Origin of the sequence: Leptolyngbya sp. FACHB-261 (genome assembly GCF_014696065.1) — a bacterium.
Lineage (GTDB): Bacteria > Cyanobacteriota > Cyanobacteriia > FACHB-261 > FACHB-261 > FACHB-261.
In genome coordinates, this window is sequence record NZ_JACJPL010000001.1 from 17,047 (window position 1) to 36,230 (window position 19,184).

Sequence of the window (19,184 nt, forward strand, 5' to 3'; positions counted from 1 at the left end):
CATGGCTATATCCCCAACGGTAGTTGATTCGCGGCGGTCGGCAGTTCGACCCACTGACCCTGAGGTTGTCCTGAACGAAGTGGTCTTGCAACGGCTGACTCAGCAGGAGCGCGTCTTGGCGACTGGGGAACTCGCGTTGGAGTCCTACGATCCGCAACTCGTCGCCTTGCACTATAGTCGCCAGCCCTGGACGGTGTTGCGCCGTTGTGTTGCGGCTCTGTGGCCCATTCTGACGCTGGCCTTTAGCTTGTGGTGGGACAAAAGAACTGGAGCGGAGCTGCGCAACGAACGGCGTCGGGCTATCCAACTGCGCGAACTCCTGACCCGACTGGGACCGGCCTATATCAAGATTGGTCAGGCTCTCTCCACCCGGCCCGATTTGGTGACATCTACCTATCTGGAGGAACTCGCACAGCTTCAGGATCAGTTGCCTCCGTTTGCCAATGCCCTCGCTTTCCAGTTTATCCGGGAAGAACTGGGAGGATCGCCCCAAGATATTTACGCTGAAATTTCTGCCGATCCAATCGCGGCTGCCAGTCTCGGGCAAGTTTACAAGGGGAAGCTCAAGACTGGTGAAGTCGTGGCGATCAAAGTGCAGCGCCCTGACCTGGCGGGTCAAATCACGCTAGACATGTATATCCTGCGCGGTCTAGCCGGTTGGATTCAGCGTCGATTCTCCTTCATTAAAAGCGATTTGCAAAGCATTCTTGATGAGTTTGCTTATCGCATTTTCGAGGAGATGGACTACGAGCACGAGGGCGCTAATGCCGAGCGTTTCTCTCAGCTCTACGGGCATATTGAAGGCATTTATGTGCCTAAAATTTACTGGCAATACACAGCCCGTCGTGTCCTAACCATGGAGTGGATTGACGGCGTTAAACTCACACAATTGGATACGATTCGCAGCAAAGGACTAGACCCCAGAGAGATCATCGGGGTTGGTGTGCAGTGCTCCTTGCAACAGTTGCTAGAGCATGGTTTCTTCCACGCGGATCCTCATCCTGGCAACCTATTCGCCATGAACGATGGCAAGCTAGCTTACCTTGACTTTGGCATGATGAGCGAGGTCAAGCCGGAGCAGCGCTACAACTTAATCGAAGCGATTGTGCACATAGTCAATCGCGATTTTGAAGAGCTAGCCCAAGACTACGTCAAGCTCGATTTCTTGACTCCCGATGTAGACTTAAGGCCGATTGTGCCCGCCCTAGCTAGCGTGTTCAGTCAAGCGTTGGGCGCGAGTGTCTCTGAACTCAACATTAAGAGCATCACCGACGAACTCTCGCAGATGATGTATGACTACCCGTTCCGGGTACCGGCTTACTATGCGTTGATCATTCGTTCGTTGGTGACCTTAGAAGGCATTGCGATTAATGTCGATCCAGACTTCAAAGTTCTCAACGAAGCTTATCCCTATGTCGCCAAGCGCTTGCTCAGCGATCCGGCACCCCAATTGCGTTCTGCTTTGCGCGATGTCTTGTTTAAAGATGGTTCTTTTCGTTGGAATCGCTTAGAGAACCTGCTGCGCAACGCAACTAAGGGCAGCAAAGATTATGACTTGAGCAAAGCAGTGGATCAAGCGCTCGACTTTCTGATGTCAGAGAGAGGTGAATTTATTCGTGAGCGCCTGATTGACGAGATTGTCAAAGGCATTGACCCGGTGTACGTCATTCAGGGAACACCGAATCCAGCTAGCGAACATTTGCAGCGAATCTGGGCAATTTTGCAGCAAAACGGCAACTTTGATCCACTCAAAGTTTTACCCGTTGCAGGTCAAATTCTATTTAAGCCAGAAACTCAGCAATTGGGCCGTCGCGTCGTCTCTCGTCTAGCCCAGCGCACGCTAGCACGGCTGATCCGAGAGTTTCTCCTGCGTGAAGAAACGACCCAGCCTGGGGCCAATCGGCCAACAACTAGGTCAACAACTGGGCCAATAACCGCGGTAAGGCCTGCCCCTGCATTGCCTGCACCGTCCTCACGCCCAGTTCAGTTCCCTCGTCTACCGGTGCCTGCCTTCACCAACCTGACGGCTAGTCTGAACCCTGAAACCCAACCCAGCAAAAAATCCAACAACCGATCCAACAACTGGGAGTGGTAGCACTCTAAGTTTATTAATCTAATAGGGATCCGGGCCACTGCTCCCGTTGCGCTTTCCCCCTTCAGGCTCATGGCTTCCTTCAACGAACTCCCTTATCCCAGGCGCCAACGTCAGCTTGTGCGCCTGGTTCAACGCCTCGGCTTACCGAAGAATGCAGCCGTAAACTGGCAGCTTCTAGATCTGGCGCTCACCCACCCCACTGCCAACCCACACCACAACAATGACCGGTTGGAATTTCTAGGGGATTCGGTGTTGCTGCTGGTGGCCTCGCAGTTTCTGTATGAGCGCTATCCCAAGGCCAAGGTGGGGACGTTGACTGAGTTGTGCTCGGTCCTGGTTAGTAACCTGCGGCTGGCAGACTTGGCTCAGGGCTATGAGCTGGGCGACGATCTCGAAGCTGCCGACTACTACCGGCACAACACTTCAGAGCTAGCCGATGCCTTCGAAGCGATGCTGGCTGCGCTCTATCTCAGCACTGGTGACCTCAGCCTCATTCAGCCCTGGTTACTGCCTCAGCTAGAAGCACAGGCTGAAGCTCTGCTAGCGGACCCAACTCCAACCAACTACAAGGCAGCCCTGCAAGAGTGGACCCAAAAACATCATCAGCGCTTACCGGAGTATCGGCTGACCTCTGAACTCGGCCCTCCCTCCCCACATTACGTGACAGAGGTTTGGTTTGATGGCCATTGTATTGGCCAAGGCGAAGGACGTTCCAAAAAATCGGCAGAACAGGCTGCAGCTCGCGTCGCCTTCCATAGCCTAAATCCTAAGTTAACAACCCAGCTTAGTTTAGGTACAGATGTTACTAGTGAACCTACTAGCACTTAAGCACTGAGGCTAGGCACTAGCCGTGAGAAAGATTGACTGCCTTGAAAAGCGATGTTACTCTGCAAAGTGAAAATTAAGTCGGCCTAATTCGGGGTTCTTGACAAAAGGTATCGGTACCAAAAGGAACTCGGAAGCGGAGGAACCAAATTGTGGGGCTTATCTCTAACCTCCTTCACCAGAAGCGAGGATAAACACGAGAGGGACATCTCTCAGTCCTAGCCCGTCAGCTAACTCCGTCGGCGTTGGGAGGAGACTGAAGAGTCAAAATTATTTGATTCGTCAGGATCCCATCTGGTATTGGTACGGTTCAGTTCCTTGTACCTACCTTCGATAGGGAGATATTGATGACATTTCAACTGAATCTTGCTGTGTTTGCCGTAGCTGGGCAAGCGGCTTGGAAGCGGGCTAAACCCATCGTGCTTCGCGATGTTGTTGTGCTACCGGCACTGGGATTTCTGGGCGTTATTCTGCTGTGGTGGTTTATCTCGACCTTTAATGCAGAGTTGATGCCGACCCCAGCTCAAGCTCTGGTCGCCAATTTAGATTACATTTTGAACCCATTTTATCGGCGGGGACCGGGAGACTTAGGCATCGGTTGGCTATTGCTAGCCAGTCTTCGCCGCGTTCTATTAGGTTTCTTATTAGGTGCGGTCGTTGCTATTCCTTTAGGTTTTCTTGTTGGCATGTCTAGACCGGCCATGCTGATCCTCAACCCCCTCATTCAAATTTTTAAGCCGGTCTCACCGCTGGCTTGGCTGCCGATTGCTTTAGCAATTTTCAATCTGGCTGATCCCTCAGCTATTTTTGTAATTTTCATTACCTCATTGTGGCCAACGATTATTAATACAGCCTTGGGAGTTTCGAGCGTCTCCAAAGACTACATTGATGTGGCCCGAGTTCTAGAAATGCCTCGTTGGCGGCGCATTACCAAGATTATTTGGCCAGCTAGTTTGCCCTATATTTTCACGGGTTTACGGATTAGCTTAGGTATTGCCTGGCTCGTAATTGTCGCCGTAGAAATGCTAACGGGTGGTATTGGTATTGGTTTCTTTGTCTGGGATGAATGGAGCCGTCTTAACCTAAGTTCTGTGTTTCTAGCCATTCTGGTGATTGGTGTGACGGGGTTAATTCTGGACTACGCAGTTGGCAAACTTCAAGAATTAGTCACCCACCGTCCTGTGCGTCAGAGCAATTTCTAGACCTTCTCCAACCGCGTGCTTGACGGCTAGTAACTGACATTGGGCTAACTGGTGATGGGCGGCTATGAGATGTCCAACTCCCAGTCCTAGTTTGCCTAGTCAGGTAGCTATTCGCTGACCCTGCAAAGGCTCAGCTGCTTTGTAAAAGCTTTGATGGGACTAACGATGAGTGACACACACTGGAGCCGTCGCGACTTCTTGCTTGGAATGGGTGCTTCTGCGGCGGGTACGGCTCTATCCTCCTGCGCCATCAATGCCAACCGTGCCCCTCAGGGTTTATCTGCTGAGGCTTCGGAGATTAAAGCCGTTGTTGATCCCAGCACTCTAGAAAAACCGAATCTCACGATCGGTTATGTGCCGGTCAACGACTGTGCACCCTTTGCGATTGCTTGGCAGAAAGGTTTCTTTCGCAAGTACGGTCTGAACGTCAAACTCAGCCGGGAGGCAAGTTGGGCCACCTCGCGTGATGGGATTATTTTCGGCCGTCTTGATGCTTCACCAGTCGTATCTGGAGCCGTAACCAACGCCCGCATCGGTGCTGAAGGCGCACGCCATGCCCCTTTGTGCGCCGCTATGACGCTTCACCGGCATGGTAATGCCATGACCATGAACCGGGCAATGTGGGAAGCGGGGCTGCGTCCTTGGTACGAATACAACGGCGACTTAGAAGCCTTCGGACGAGACTTCAGAGCCTACTTTCAGAGCCAACCCCCAGAACGTAAAGTCTGGGCCGTGGTGTTAAGTTCAGCGATCTACGAATATTTCGTTCGCTATCTATCAGCAGCAGCCGGAGTTGATCCCATGAGGGAATTCCGGATCATCATCGTTCCACCGCCGCAGATGGTGACAAATGTGCGCATCGGCGCCATGCAGGCCTACATGGTGGCTGAGCCCTGGAATACCCGCGCGATCACCGGCAACCTAGGGGTCGGCTTCACCTTTGCCCAGGGCAAAGAAATTTGGTTGGGACACCCTGACCGACTGCTGGGGGTGATGGAATCCTTCATTGAGCAAAACCCCAAAACCTATCGCTCCCTGGTCAAAGCGATGATCGAGGCTTGCCAGTATTGCAGCAAGCCAGAGAACCGCGAAGAAGTGGCACTGCTGATCACTGAGCGCTCCTATACAGGCGCAAAACCCAAACAAGGTCCAGCAGACAAATTTACCCGACCGGCAATTGTTGGTGACTATAACTACGGTGGATTTGATGGCAAAGACCGTACAGTCAAGGCAGAAGATACTACCATTTTCTTTGATATTCCTGACAATATTCCCAAACAACCTCACGAGCACTCGACCTTTTTGTGGCGCTCCCGCAGCATATGGTTAATGACTCAGGCAGCCCGTTGGGGACAAATTAAGGAATTTCCCAAAAATGCAGAAGAATTAGCAGCTAAGGGGTGGAGAGCTGACCTTTATCGCGAGATTGCTTTGGAGTTAGGCATCGAGAGCCCCAAGGAGGATTACAAAGTTGAAGCTCCAGAAGTATTTATAGATAAAAAAGGTTTTGATCCCAGCGACCCGGTTGGCTATCTCAACAGCTTTGAGATTCGAGCCAATCGTCCCAGTCGCTTTTATTTGTCTTAGATCTGGCCTCTCCTCTGGATGGTCTTTTGGTCCCACCCTTATTTCAAATCGTTTAGGAGTCGCTCATGGCCCAATCTACTCCCTACCCTGCCAACGCTGCTGACAGCAGAGCCGGTGCCCTCACCTTCTTAGAAGTTGAGAACTTAGTGAAGGCATATCCCACCGCTGATGGCAGTGACTTTGTCGTCTTAGATGGCATTAACTTGAGTGTGAGCGAGAACGAATATGTTTCTGTGATTGGCCACTCAGGATGCGGCAAATCGACCTTACTGAAAATCGTAGCGGGCTTAGATCGGGCAACATCAGGTTCTGTGCGCTTGCAGGGCAGCGAGATTCGCAAACCCGGATCGGAACGCATGATGGTGTTTCAGCACTACTCCCTATTGCCCTGGCTCACCGTGCGCGAAAATATTCGCCTGGCTGTAGACGAAGTTCTAGAAAAGGCTTCTCGCGCCGAGAAAAATGAAATCGTCACTCAGCATTTGGCGATGGTCAATCTCAATGCTGCCGCTGATAAATATCCAGATGAGATTTCGGGTGGGATGAAACAGCGCGTAGGCATTGCTCGGGCTCTGGCAATTCGTCCCAAAATGCTACTGATGGACGAACCTTTTGGGGCGCTGGATGCTCTCACCCGAGGCAAGTTGCAAAAACAAGTGCTCGATATTTGGGAAAGCCAGCGTCAGGCTGTGATGATGATTACGCACGATGTGGATGAAGCCATCTATATGTCCGACCGCATTGTGTTAATGACCAATGGCCCTGCCGCTAACATTGGTGAGATTCTGCAGGTGCCCTTCCCCCATCCTCGCAATCGTCAAGCTATGCGTAGCTCTCCTGAATATTTTGAACTGCGGAACCACATCTTGAACTTCTTAGACCGCTATTTCACCCAAGACGAGTAACTTCGCTCCTGAGATTTCAGTTCCAAAAGCTCCATCCAAAATCTCTATTTGGTAAAGGTTGCCCTTGGGCACGAAGGATCATCCGCGCTGTTCCGCTCTAGATAGCTTATTGATGGTTCTTCATGGCTGACTTTCATCTCAACCGCATTCCAACCTTTACCCTTTTACAAGACCAATCTCTAAATGAAATGGAGCAACGCCTGCTTCAGGTTTCCACTCGGATTCCGATTGGCGTTATCATCCCAGCTCTCTACTCTGACTTGTGCAGCCCGGCGATGGGCCGGATCATTCAAGAGCTGCGTCAGATGGAATTTGTCAAGCGAGTTTACATTGGTCTCGATCGAGCCGACGAGGACGAATTTCGTAAGGCCAAGGAGATCATTGCACCGCTTGAAGACAAGGGCATTCTGCTGTGGAGCGATAACCCTCAACTCCAGGCAGTTTTGCAGACTATTGAAAACGTTTTACCCATCGGACCCCGCGGCAAAGGTAGGGTGGTTTGGACCGTCTTGGGGTATGTTTTAGCTAAAGCCGAGGTATCGGTTCTGGCCTTTCATGACGCCGATATCATCACCTATGATCGCGACTTTTTAGTGCGCTTACTCTACCCAGTGGTGCGGCTGCGCTATCAGTTTGCCAAGGGTTTTTACGCTCGCTATGCCGATCGCCTTTATGGTCGAGTCGTTCGCCTTTTTTACTTTCCTTTTGTCCGCTCCCTGCGCGAGATTCTCGGCCATCTCGACTTTCTGGAATATATGGCGGACTTCCGTTATCCCCTCTCGGGAGAATTTGCCACTTTTGCCACGATTGCTCAAGAAATTCGTTTTCCCTCAGATTGGGGTATTGAAGTCGGTATTCTATCTGAGATTTACGATCTAGTCACAGTGCCTCGCATTTGCCAAGTGGAGCTAACGGGCCGTTACGATCACAAACACCAGAAGGTTGGAGCCGAGGCGCATCTGGGACTGATGAGAATGGTTTCAGACATTGCTCGAACTTTTTTCACCCATATTGCCTCGCAGGGTTTAGTCCTGAGCAGTGAGTTCTCGCAGACTCTCAAACTGACTTACCTCTCCCATGCTCGTAACTCGGTGCGAGTCTATGAAGGTTTTGCTGACATGCACGGCTTGCAAAAGTACGACTTGCACGAAGAACTCACAGCCGTCGAAGCCTTTGCTCAAGCCCTGAATCTTGCTTTTGAGGACTTCCGTCAGCATCCCTTCGGTTCCCCCCTGATTCCACGATGGCAACGGATTGAAGTTGCCCTAGAAGGTATCACCCAAAAGCTGATGGAAGTGTTAGAGGACCCTCTGTAAGCTATCTCTACAGGCTGAAAAACAAGCTAGAACTTTCCATCCAGACTATTTAAGCCATTTAAACCTCTTTGAGAATTCTAATGACTACCACCATCACCGTTGAGAATCTTGACAGAGTGCTAGCCTTTTTGCCCTTATTTGAAGACCAAAACCTCAAACTTTATAAGTTTGAGCCAGAAGCAAGCCTCTTTGATCCCTACTGCTACTCATTCGAATTTTTAAACTTTCTAAATAGCCTAGAACAAGAAGGCCTAACCCTCTCGTTCAACTGGGCAGCTTGGAGAGCCGAAGCCAAACACTTTGTTGAAGATCCAAGCCTTCTCAATGCCGCCCCTCTACCAACGCTCCAACAACTACTGACCACTCATATTTGTACTGAGCAATTTTTAGCAGACGGATATCTGGCGCATCTGATCGACAACGGGCATTTCTTGGCCATTCTGAAACGCCTGACCAGTATCCGTGCAGGCATGATTCTAGACCAGGCATGGCAATCCAGTCAGCCTGAAACAACACCAGTTGCCGAGCTAGCGACGGGCCCAGCCATTTCAGCCATTTCGGATCACGCTGCTAGGCCGAAGGATTCCAAGTTGAGCAAAGCAAACCAAAATAGACTGCGCGAACGCTTCGAGCAGTTGATCACCCGCTCAGGTGAGTCTTAATCACCCAGACAGGTGAGTTGACTTGCAGCAGTGGGGCAGTAACTTTGAACCTGTCGGTGCACAGTTCAAGTGCCTCAGTTCAAATGCCTCAGTCCAGGGCACAGTCTCAGGTGCACGAGTTCAAAGGGGTTTGCCATGAGATCTCTAAATCCTCCAGCCACGGTTTCACCGGGCAGAACTTATACAAATAAGCCACTGCTCTATCGGGGTTCCCGCAGTGCGGAAGTGATGGAAGTTCAGAAACTTCTGGCTCACTGGCAGATTTATTCAGGTCCTTTTGATGGTGTTTTCAATGCCACGGTCGAGAATACGATCAAGGCCTTTCAGCACCGAGTCTTCTTACCGGAGGATGGCGTCGTTGGCTCTCAGACTTGGCAGGCCCTTTACACTGGCTCTCCTGTCGATTTACCAACACTAAGTCTGGGTAGCCAGGGAGATGAAGTTAGGCTCCTGCAAAGTGTTCTGCGCCTGACCCGAGACTATCTCGAACCCAACTGGGTAGACGGCGACTTTGGGGCAGCGACCCAACAAGCAGTGGTTACTTTTCAGCGTCGTTATGGCCTAGTCGCTGATGGTACTGTTGGCCCATCAACCTGGTATATGCTGAGCAAGTTTCCCCACTAGCGTTCGCTCTGGTTTTATTCTGATTTTCTAAGTTTGTTCTGGTGCTCTAGACCCTTCCCTGGCTGTGTGGAAGGGTCCTTTTTTTGGTTCTGAACACTGGTAAACACTCTTTGGTGCTAGACGTTTCTAGGCAATTACAGCTGCAGCCGCTAGCCGGTCTCGCACTTCTAAATGCACCAGCAAGGCATTAATATCTGCCGGATTGACTCCGCCAATACGCGACGCCTGCCCAACTGTCAACGGCTTGATCTTCGTGAGCTTTTCTCGCGCCTCCATTGACAGCGTCTCGATGGCAAAGTAATCGAGATTTTGGGGCAGCTTCCGATGTTCCTGGCGAGCAACATGGTCAATTTGATGCTGCTGGCGTTGGATGTAACCCGAGTATTTAATCTCGATTTCTGTCCCCTCTTTTTCCGCTAATTCCAAACTGGAATCACCTAGGCCGTACCGTTCTAAATCCGCGTAATGAAAGCCTGGGCGACGCAGCAATTCCGCCAGCGTAATCGAGCCTCTAATCGACTCACCACTTTCAGCCTGGATCGCCAAACCTACCGGATCATGGGCCTTGACCCGCTCACGATTCAAGCGTTCCTGCTCAGCCTGAATGCGCTGGTACTTGTCGGTGAATAACTGCCAGCGACGGTCATCAATCAGCCCCACTTCTCGTCCCAGAGGCGTCAAACGAGCATCGGCATTATCCGAACGTAGAATCAGCCGGTACTCGGAGCGGCTGGTCAGCATTCGATAGGGTTCGCGCAGTTCTTTGGTGCAGAGGTCGTCAATCAGCGTGCCAATGTAGCTCTGCTCCCGTGGGAAAATTACCATCTCCCGCTCCCTCACCAATTGTGCCGCATTGATGCCCGCAACCAAGCCCTGCGCTGCGGCTTCCTCATAGCCCGTGGTGCCGTTGATTTGACCAGCGCAAAACAAGCCTTCGATTTTCTGGGTCATCAAGGTGGGGAAGCACTGCGTAGTGGGGATGTAGTCATACTCCACCGCATAGGCAGGACGCAGCATGGCACAATGCTCCAGACCCGGTAGAGTCCGCAACATCGACAGCTGAATGGTCTCCGGCAAGCCGGTCGAAAACCCTTGAATATAGAGTTCGGGGGTATCTCGCCCTTCTGGCTCGATGAAAATCTGGTGGCTTTCCTTATCGGCAAAGCGCACAATTTTGTCTTCGATACTGGGACAGTAGCGCGGTCCCTTGGCATCGATAAAGCCCCCGTAGACCGGCGACAGGTGCAGATTCTCCCGAATAATGCGGTGGGTTTCAGCAGTCGTGCGGGTCAAATAGCAGGGTAACTGTTCCCGTTCAACCCACGCCTCTGGATCAAAGCTAAACCAACGCACGTCGGTGTCTCCGGGTTGCGGCTCCAAGCGGCTGAAATCAACTGAACGCCGATCCACACGCGCTGGCGTCCCCGTCTTCAGCCGTCCTGTCTCAAAACCCAGCTGATTCAAGGTGTCGGTGAGTCCCTCAACCGCGAACTCTCCAGCCCGGCCCGCACTCATCGACTTGCTGCCGACCCAAATCCGGCCACCCAAAAACGTGCCCGTGGTGAGAATGACAGCCCGGCACTTGAAGCCAACGCCAAAATAAGTCTCAACGCCAACAACCTCTTGATTCGGTCCTAAGACCAAATCTGTAACCATGCCCTCGCGTAGACTGAGGTTCTCGGTGTTCTCCACAACCGTTTTCATTACGCGGGCGTACTCGCGCTTGTCAGTCTGGGCCCGCAATGCCCACACAGCTGGTCCGCGTGAGCTGTTGAGTACGCGCTTTTGCAAATAGGTACGGTCAGCTATTTTGCCAATCTCGCCACCTAGAGCATCTACTTCGTGCGTGAGCTGAGACTTCGCCGGTCCTCCCACAGCTGGGTTGCAAGGTTGCCAGGCGATCCGGTCTAAATTCAGCGTCAACAGCAGCGTTCGGCAACCCGAGCGGGCTGAAGCGAGGGCCGCCTCACAACCGGCGTGACCGGCACCAACCACGACTACATCGAATTCATCAAGGAACTGAACGTCCTGGAGGGAGCGCATGGAAAACCTAATCTGCCTGAGCTAACACTTTAAATTCTATTGGATCGCCTGGTAGCAGCGTAGACTCACTCACTGCTCAGCCCCCTGCACTCGATTTCGTCTGCCTTTGCTGCGTCTGGCTAAGCTGTGCTGATTTGCTTACTGCTTACAAACGATTACTATTGCTCGCAACTTTAATAGCTTGCTTTTTAAGCTTTGATTTGAGAGTTATTGATTGATTCGATTCCCTTAAAACTTCAATTTTGAAGTAGCTTAAAAAACCTGAAAAACCATAAGCCAGTAAGCCTGGATACAATCTCTATTTTCAAACTTGTTTAGGGTATAGGCTGCTCTCACATCGCTGTTGAAGCTCTTATGACTGACAAAAATTTAAGTATTACCGTCAATGGTCTAGAGTTTGATAATCCCTTTGTGATTGCCTCCGGTCCCCCTGGCACCAATGGCCATGTGATTGCCAAAGCATTTGATGCGGGTTGGGGAGGCGTAATTGCCAAAACGATTGCCCTAGAAAGCGACAAAGTTGTTAATGTCATTCCTCGCTATGGCAAATTACGAGCTGCCGAGAGCGGCGAAATCATCGGTTTTGAAAACATTGAACTCATTTCTGATCGTTCATTTGAGGTCTGGCTAGAGGAGTTTCGGGACCTCAAACGGCAGTACCCCAACAAGATTTTAATCGCCTCGATTATGGAGGAATATCGCAAAGAAGCCTGGCAGGAAATTGTCACTCGGGTGCAGGCAACCGGAGTCGATGCTTTAGAACTAAATCTCTCCTGCCCTCACGGGATGCCAGAGCGCAAAATGGGGGCGGCCGTTGGTCAAGATTGCAGCATCACCGAGGAAGTGTGCAGTTGGGTCAAGGAAGTCGCAACCATTCCTACCTGGGCCAAGATGACCCCCAACATTACCGACATTACCCAACCGGCCCGCGTTGCTATCGACCAAGGCATCGACGGCATCTCAGCAATCAACACCATCCTCAGCATCATCAGTATTAACCTTAAAACTCTACGTCCTGAACCCTGTGTCAAAGGCTGGACGGTTCCCGGTGGCTATTCCTCCCAGGCAGTGCGCCCCATTGCTTTGCGTATGGTTATGGAATTGGCGCGGAGTCTACCAAACATTCCAATCTCGGCCATTGGCGGCATTCACCAGGGCGCAGACGCCATTCAATTCATGCTGTTAGGCGCATCAACGGTGCAGGTTTGTACTGGTGTTATGCTCAAGAACTACGACATGGTGGCAGAACTCCAGGAAACTCTGGCTGCCTTTATGAGCGAGCACCAGTTTGAGTCAGTGCGCGACTTCATCGGCCTATCGCTGCCCTACTTCAGTACCCACGCCGATCTCGTAGACCGCATGCTCAGCTCCCGTTCTCGCACCACCGCTCAGAGCCGCGATGATGATTGGGCAGCCCAGCCGATCACAAGCCTGACCCATGAACTGACAACTACAGAATCCGAGCAGCCCACCGCAGTTGCACCCCTTTAGTCAATAGCCTGCTAAAAGCTGCGAATTCTACTTACAGTCGTCACTCAGACTCTTAAAGCCCCCATCCAAGCCTTGGGGGCTAGTTTTTGGGCTAAAAACTCGTGTCAATTCTAGGTTCAGTGCTGCGTCAATCTAAAGAATTCTCAAGTCTAAGGTGCAACCAATGACTTGCCAAACTAGGCTGCACAAGGGGCTCAGACCTTCTAAGCTTCAGGCCATCGACTGATAGGTATTGGTTGACAAAGATAGCATAGAGGCAAGCAAAAACAGATTCAAACCTTAATCGTGCTTAATCATAAAACTCAATTAAAAGTTCAGGGTCCTAAAAATGGTGATCAGTGTTTTCGAACTTTTCAAAATTGGTATCGGTCCTTCTAGTTCTCACACCGTAGGCCCCATGCGCGCCGCCCGGCAATTTGTGGTCGAGTTGCAAGATAAAGGGCTCTTGAGTCAAACCCAGACCGTCAAAGTAGAACTCTTCGGCTCACTGGGAGCGACAGGCAAAGGTCACGGCAGTGACAAAGCTGTACTATTGGGCTTAGAAGGTGAAATTCCAGACCAAATCGACCCAGCCATCATCGACGCCTGCTTAACGCGAATTCGCACCCAAGGCCAGCTATTTTTACTCGGCCAGCACCCAATTCACTTCTCTGAGTCAGAACATCTCCATTTTTACTGGAAGGCTCTTCCTTTTCACCCCAATGGCATTCGTTTTTACGCTTTCAATACGGCTAATGAGGAACTCCAGAGCGCAACTTATTATTCAATTGGTGGCGGCTTTATTGTCCAAGAAGAGACTAGAAGTCAGCCAGCCCCAACAAAGCTGATCTCTGTCCCTTATCCCTTTTGCAGTGCCGCTCAACTGCTCGAATTTTGTCAAACTCATCACTTATCCATCAGCCAATTAATCTGGGCTAATGAAACCTGTTGGCGCTCTGAAACAGACATCCGCCAAGGGCTATTGCACATCTGGGATGTGATGCAAGCCTGTGTTCACAATGGCTGTCACCACGAGGGCATTTTACCGGGCAGCCTGAAAGTCAAACGCCGTGCCCCTGAGCTCTACCGCCAGTTAGTTAGCCAGGTAGAATCTAGCCCCACCGACTCCCTCAGCATTCTCGATTGGGTGAATCTCTACGCGATTGCGGTCAATGAGGAAAACGCAGCCGGTGGACGGGTTGTGACGGCACCCACCAATGGCGCAGCAGGCATTATCCCTGCCGTTCTGCACTACTTTGCCCGCTTTTGTCCCCATTCAAACCCCGAACAAATTATCAAGTTCTTCCTGACTGCTGGCGCGATTGGCACGCTGTACAAAGAAAATGCTTCGATTTCAGGTGCCGATGTCGGTTGCCAGGGAGAAGTTGGCGTGGCCTGTTCTATGGCAGCGGGAGCTTTGGCCGAGGTTCTAGGCGGCACGCCGCAGCAAGTTGAAAATGCCGCTGAAATCGCTATGGAGCACCACTTGGGCATGACCTGCGATCCCGTGGGTGGCCTAGTGCAGATTCCTTGCATTGAACGCAACGCTATGGGCGCAGTTAAAGCAATTAACGCCGCTCGTATTGCGCTACGGGGCGATGGCCGTCACTTTGTTTCTCTCGATAAAGTCATCAAAACTATGCGCATGACCGGCGCTGATATGCACAGCAAATACAAAGAAACGGCGCGGGGAGGGCTGGCCGTTAATGTCATCGAATGTTAGTCAGAGCAACGCGTTATACATAGGGCAACGCCTGCCTTGCCCCTACCGTGGGTGCGGGCTATTGCCCAGCCTAAATTTGAAATTTAATCCTGACCCACTTGCCAGATAAAGCCAGCTTCGGTATTCTTTGTTTTCAGCCACCCACGGCTAACGTCTAGGTAGGGCGCTTGGAACACCCTGCCTAGACTGACCCCTAGACCATGTCAACGGTCTAGGAGCTAAAGGTAGTCTATCTGACTATCTGACCCCCTGGGCCGTGGTCGAAGGGGCTGTGGGTGGCTAACAGACAGTCTTTTGCTTGAAAGCTTTTACACAAGCTTTGGCGGGCTGGTCTGTTCTTTTCACCCACCCATATTTCCAGGAATTCCCATGCGTACGACCACGTTCGGCACGCTCCCCATTGGAGCAACCTTTTACTATTTGGGCCATGCAGCAATCAAACTCGTCAGCGGTGGCCTGAACACCCCTGGCAAATTTAAAGGGCTCCACGAATCCGACCACCCAGGTTGGAACATCTACAACGGCGATGCTGTAATTGCCGCTCAACTACCAGATCCCAACCGAGAGCCATCCTCCCCAAATTGAAACCCTAGACAAGGCAAAGCCTGCCTTTAGAAACTACAAAGGCGGGCTCAACTGTGCTTCTAAAATTCAAGCTTTGGCACTCGGCTTCGTGCTCTGGCCCTCTGGCGTCTCAGCTTTGGTTCTGGGTTTAGAGCGACGGCGGATATGCTCACTCTTACGCACACCTCCAGCCATTTCGTATTGAACGCTATCTTTGCCGTATGTGAAAGCAACCCCAATCAGCATCTTCTCTGACATATCACCCAGAGTTTTCTCTAACTCAGCCATCTCTGTTTTGACCGAGTCAATGATCGCGATTGTGGTGTTGTAAATTTCAATTTTTTCGCGCAAATCTGCAATCGTGCCGCTGAAGTTGCTGAGGCTCAGCGAGCCGCCAAAATCCAGCGCAGGACTAATTGCCTTAAGCCCAGAAGCCCGTTTCATCGCATTTTCCAAAACCCTCGTCGTCGATTTCTTGCGTCCCATCTCTCGGTACCTAACTCATTCAAGAACTAGTCCAGGATGAACTATTTCCCTAGCACAACACCTCAGAAAAACTCAGGAAAATTTTCCCGCTTCCCTCCGTAATCCCCGAAGCCTCCTCCGTGTGTTTGCCAGGTTCCACTGCAAATTTTCTTAATACAAACTTGCACAGCTACCCTCCAGCAAGCAGTCTCAGTCACCCAGTTCAGATCATCAGTCACCAAACTCAGATCATCTGTTACCCAGTCCAGATCATCTGTCACCACAAACCTGGTGACTTATACCGCCAACCGGGTGACAGTCACCACCAATCCTGTGACAGCTACACAGTTCAGGGTGACAGTCACCACACATTGCGCAACAGTCACTCAATCACTTCTGGCGCAGGAAACCACAATTGAACCCGGATAATAGAGGAGTGCTTACTTGCAAGCGAGAGGCGGGTGAAGATGACGCTGCAATTACTCAGGCGAAAATTCACAGTCGAGCAATATCACCGCATCGCCGAAGCAGGAGTCTTAACCGAGGACGAACGGGTAGAACTGATTCGGGGAGAAATTCTGGAAATGTCGCCAATTGGCAGACGACATGCCGCTTGCGTGAATCGACTAGTCAGCCTATTTGCCCAACGCCTAGCCGACCAGGCAGTTCTTTCTCCCCAAAATCCAGTTGAACTTAACAATACTTCCGAGCCTCAGCCAGACCTAGCTCTGCTACAACCTCGCCCAGATTTCTACGAATCAGGACATCCAAAACCAGCAGATATCTTCCTGCTCACAGAAGTAGCAGACACCACAGCCAAAGCCGACCGAGAGCTAAAAATTCCTCTCTACGTTGAAGCTAGTATTGCTGAAGTCTGGCTAATAGATATTACTGGGCAGTGTATCGAGGTCTATCGCCAACCATCACCCACTGGCTACCAGAGCGTAGAGAAATTTCAACGAGGCCAGACCCTTTTGGTTCAAGCGTTTCCTGACGTCAGGATGCTAGTGGATGAAGTGCTGGGATAAATGCACTCTTCAGGAGCAGCTTGTGCTTATCTCATGGTTCTTGAGTTCAGCTCTATTGGGCTGCACCCTGATCTAACGGTGTAAATCAGGGTGCCTGCGTCTTCACAACCCTACTCGGAGATCCCGTGAGGCTGCTGCATCTGATTTGTTAGCCTAAAAATGAACTTCATAGTGGCGCCTCCTCACAGAAGCCTGTTATAACTGGGAGAACGTACTCAGGGCTACCTCACTCATGCTGGAAACTGAACTAGCTGTGGCGACGGTCAAGATTGTACTAGATGTTCTAGACAAAGTCACAGGGGGAGCTTTAGAGGAAGTTGGCACACAACTCCTCCAATATTTGAAAACCAAACTTCAAGGAACCTTGAAGCTAGATAAGGTCAGAGAAGATCCAGCACTACTAAGAGCAACCGTTTTAGACAGAGCCTTAGAAGACAAAAGATTTAAAAGTGATCTGGAACAGCTCGTATTAAAATTTCAAAAACTAGAAAGCAATACCGCAAAAACTATTCAGAATAATCAGTCTGGAGTTAACATCAATGCTGAAAACAGCAATGTTGTAGGACAACAGTTTTTTCGTAACCAACAATAACTACCACACTCTGCGCAATGAAGATTTAGAACCTCTTAGTTTAGCGGGCAAACTTCTTAGCTACTTCAAGGTTCTAATCTTTTTAATATCAGCACTTACTTTCTGGTTCCTCTTTGGCTGGTTTGCCGATTACTCATTTCCTTACGGTGAAGCAATTCAACTGATTTTGTGTTGCTTTAAAGGAACTGTTGCAGCCAGAGTCAATAGTCTACAGAAACAACTACAGGACGCCGAACTCCTATTAAAGGCAAAGAATTCAAAACAGCAAGTAGAAAGGTTAAATAATCTTGATTCCAAAGCATGGTTGTATTTGGAGATTTTGGGGGGTCTAGGCAATCAAAAGGCTACTAGTCATGAGCGGATTGCAAAGACAATAGAAGCTTTGAGGCAAAAAAGGCTTGACATCAAAGATGAGTTAGAACCACGAAAACCAGAAAAATATCGTACATTAGAGAAATTACAGACTAAAGCAAAGGAGTTCTTTGCATTTCTACCTTTGCTGCAAGCTCAGAGGGATTTTGAACGAATTGAGAAAATCTTAAGCGAATTGATTTTGTATACCAAGAGTGGCCAGCCTTCAGAGACAATCATTGAAAATATGCTTGAAGAATTATCCTTTAAAGTCGCCAGGAACTCTAATAAAATTAGTCCTACTAGGCTAAGTCTCGTCTATAGAATTCAGGAATTGCTGTATTCGATATCTCAAAAAGAAGTTTCCAATCTTAGCAAGTCTGAGTTGAACAAGCTTAATGAAGATATACTCAATGAAATAATATCTCAAAGAGACATTTTATCTAAGGAATTCAATAAATTATTAAGAGAGAAGCATGCAAAACAACAAGAGTTAGAAGAATACTCTGAAAACCTAAAAGGATTGAATCAAGCCATTGCTGAACTCGAAGCAGAGATACTAGAGCTTCGTGAAGGAATCAAACAACGTGCCCAATCAGATCGAGTTAAACAAGGTCAAATCAATAGTCTAAATAGCAGCTTGAATGAGTCAAATAGAAAATTACTTGAATTGCAGGACCAGAAGAAATCTTGGATTAATAAAGAGAACAACTTGCTTCAGAAGATTGATCAGCAGAACAATGAAATCTCCCAACTGACTAGTCAACTTAAAAAGTATTCTCGAATAAGAGTCCTAGAAGGGGAATATATTGGAAATTTAAGCAACAAAAATAGCAAATATCACTTCAATGGAAGATGTCCAGATTGGAAGATGCTGGTGGGGGAGTATGTATTGAAGCTAGATGATTCACGAGAAATCCTAAGCAGTAGTAACCCTACTATTTTCTTGAGAGAAGGGCTAGGAGAATGCGAAGTATGCTCAGGAAAAAGAAACTCGAGAAGACGAATACCATGAAGCGAGCAGTTTTTAAAGTTTGCTTTCCCTAAAATAGTCTCTAATTCAACCTCAAATACTGACAAACAGGCTGAGCGCAATGTCTCAACTGAGGAGTAAAGTAGGCTAACGGCACAGTTAAGCGGTAGCAGATAACCTTGAACTAAATATCAAGACCTGTCAGATGTCCCCTCTAGCGAGTTTATGGGCAGACAGAACTGTTAGGCTGCGACTAGCGCATTGAAGCAAAAGCCTAAATTTTAGCTAGGTGGGCAATGCCTACCTAGCTATTCAAAAGCAGAACAAGTTATTCGAAATATTTAGTCAAGAACAGGTGAGAGTTGTCCCTCGTCGGTACAAAGGCAGTAATGAACACTTACTGTAACTTCCCTGTCTCCTTGTGGAACACGGCATGTACCTGTATTGAAGCCATCAATCTGATACCCAGGACGATTGCCTTCTCCACCAGAACAAACCATGTATGGATTTCCATTCCCGGACCAAGTGCCTATTTGCACAGGCTTGAGAGGCGGAAGACCGGAACGCGACTTTCTGTAAGTTTCTGTACATCCATCACCCGGTGCAGCTTTAATCCAGTAAGTTGCCATGTTTAGCTCCGTATCATAAATTTGTGAACTCGAAGTCTAGCTTGACGCTAAACACTTGTAGACACGATCCATAACGCCACCAAATGAGACAGCAACATTGCAGCCGCTTAGGATTGGCGTCACCCACCTT

The 19,184-nt window shown here is 49.7% G+C and carries 16 protein-coding genes and 1 riboswitch; of the genes, 14 read left to right on the forward strand and 2 right to left on the reverse strand.

Annotation, left to right across the window (positions count from 1 at the left end):
• The first annotated feature begins 1 nt into the window (after position 1).
• From H6F94_RS00065 to H6F94_RS00100, 8 genes are all read left to right on the forward strand, one after another.
• On the forward strand, positions 2 to 2,095 hold the full coding sequence (locus H6F94_RS00065) for an ABC1 kinase family protein (RefSeq protein WP_190800192.1): 2,094 nt from the start codon (positions 2 to 4) through the stop codon (positions 2,093 to 2,095).
• Between the two features lie 69 nt (positions 2,096 to 2,164).
• Positions 2,165 to 2,923, forward strand: a complete 759-nt coding sequence (rnc, locus tag H6F94_RS00070) for a ribonuclease III (RefSeq protein ID WP_190800193.1) — start codon at positions 2,165 to 2,167, stop codon at positions 2,921 to 2,923.
• Positions 2,924 to 3,027: 104 nt separating this feature from the next.
• Positions 3,028 to 3,180: riboswitch (cyclic di-AMP (ydaO/yuaA leader) on the forward strand.
• A gap of 87 nt (positions 3,181 to 3,267) precedes the next feature.
• Complete coding sequence (gene ntrB, locus H6F94_RS00075; RefSeq protein WP_190800194.1) at positions 3,268 to 4,122, forward strand: nitrate ABC transporter permease; 855 nt, start codon at positions 3,268 to 3,270, stop codon at positions 4,120 to 4,122.
• A gap of 165 nt (positions 4,123 to 4,287) precedes the next feature.
• Entirely contained in the window at positions 4,288 to 5,709 is a 1,422-nt protein-coding gene (locus H6F94_RS00080; protein WP_190800195.1) for an ABC transporter substrate-binding protein, read from the forward strand.
• A gap of 65 nt (positions 5,710 to 5,774) precedes the next feature.
• The gene (locus H6F94_RS00085) at positions 5,775 to 6,614 is read left to right on the forward strand and encodes an ABC transporter ATP-binding protein (RefSeq protein WP_190800196.1); all 840 of its coding nucleotides are present in this window, start codon (positions 5,775 to 5,777) and stop codon (positions 6,612 to 6,614) included.
• 122 nt (positions 6,615 to 6,736) lie between these two features.
• The gene (locus tag H6F94_RS00090) at positions 6,737 to 7,930 is read left to right on the forward strand and encodes a glycosyltransferase family protein (protein ID WP_190800197.1); all 1,194 of its coding nucleotides are present in this window, start codon (positions 6,737 to 6,739) and stop codon (positions 7,928 to 7,930) included.
• A gap of 80 nt (positions 7,931 to 8,010) precedes the next feature.
• The gene (locus H6F94_RS00095; RefSeq protein WP_190800198.1) at positions 8,011 to 8,592 is read left to right on the forward strand and encodes a DUF6508 domain-containing protein; all 582 of its coding nucleotides are present in this window, start codon (positions 8,011 to 8,013) and stop codon (positions 8,590 to 8,592) included.
• A gap of 135 nt (positions 8,593 to 8,727) precedes the next feature.
• Positions 8,728 to 9,216 carry a peptidoglycan-binding domain-containing protein gene (locus tag H6F94_RS00100; protein ID WP_190800199.1) on the forward strand — a complete coding sequence of 163 codons (489 nt, stop codon included), beginning with the start codon at positions 8,728 to 8,730 and terminating at the stop codon, positions 9,214 to 9,216.
• Between the two features lie 126 nt (positions 9,217 to 9,342).
• Here H6F94_RS00100 and mnmG read toward each other — a convergent pair whose 3' ends face one another.
• Entirely contained in the window at positions 9,343 to 11,259 is a 1,917-nt protein-coding gene (mnmG, locus tag H6F94_RS00105) for a tRNA uridine-5-carboxymethylaminomethyl(34) synthesis enzyme MnmG (RefSeq protein WP_190800200.1), read from the reverse strand.
• 354 nt (positions 11,260 to 11,613) lie between these two features.
• Here mnmG and preA point away from each other — a divergent pair, with 354 nt between their 5' ends.
• The 3 genes from preA to H6F94_RS00120 all read left to right on the forward strand — a co-directional run bounded on the left by preA (position 11,614) and on the right by H6F94_RS00120 (position 15,037).
• On the forward strand, positions 11,614 to 12,750 hold the full coding sequence (gene preA / locus H6F94_RS00110; RefSeq protein ID WP_190800201.1) for an NAD-dependent dihydropyrimidine dehydrogenase subunit PreA: 1,137 nt from the start codon (positions 11,614 to 11,616) through the stop codon (positions 12,748 to 12,750).
• Between the two features lie 328 nt (positions 12,751 to 13,078).
• Positions 13,079 to 14,452 carry an L-serine ammonia-lyase gene (locus H6F94_RS00115; RefSeq protein WP_190800202.1) on the forward strand — a complete coding sequence of 458 codons (1,374 nt, stop codon included), beginning with the start codon at positions 13,079 to 13,081 and terminating at the stop codon, positions 14,450 to 14,452.
• A gap of 369 nt (positions 14,453 to 14,821) precedes the next feature.
• On the forward strand, positions 14,822 to 15,037 hold the full coding sequence (locus H6F94_RS00120; RefSeq protein WP_190800203.1) for a hypothetical protein: 216 nt from the start codon (positions 14,822 to 14,824) through the stop codon (positions 15,035 to 15,037).
• A gap of 66 nt (positions 15,038 to 15,103) precedes the next feature.
• On the opposite strand, the gene H6F94_RS00125 is transcribed toward H6F94_RS00120, so the two are convergent.
• The gene (locus tag H6F94_RS00125; protein WP_242040906.1) at positions 15,104 to 15,460 is read right to left on the reverse strand and encodes a hypothetical protein; all 357 of its coding nucleotides are present in this window, start codon (positions 15,458 to 15,460) and stop codon (positions 15,104 to 15,106) included.
• Between the two features lie 488 nt (positions 15,461 to 15,948).
• Here H6F94_RS00125 and H6F94_RS00130 point away from each other — a divergent pair, with 488 nt between their 5' ends.
• From H6F94_RS00130 to H6F94_RS00140, 3 genes are all read left to right on the forward strand, one after another.
• Positions 15,949 to 16,509 (forward strand): Uma2 family endonuclease, encoded by a 561-nt coding sequence (locus H6F94_RS00130; protein WP_190800205.1) that lies wholly within the window; start codon positions 15,949 to 15,951, stop codon positions 16,507 to 16,509.
• A 232-nt stretch (positions 16,510 to 16,741) separates the two neighbouring features.
• Complete coding sequence (locus tag H6F94_RS00135) at positions 16,742 to 17,101, forward strand: hypothetical protein (protein WP_190800206.1); 360 nt, start codon at positions 16,742 to 16,744, stop codon at positions 17,099 to 17,101.
• 310 nt (positions 17,102 to 17,411) lie between these two features.
• Complete coding sequence (locus tag H6F94_RS00140; RefSeq protein ID WP_190800207.1) at positions 17,412 to 18,467, forward strand: coiled-coil domain-containing protein; 1,056 nt, start codon at positions 17,412 to 17,414, stop codon at positions 18,465 to 18,467.
• Positions 18,468 to 19,184: the final 717 nt, after the last annotated feature.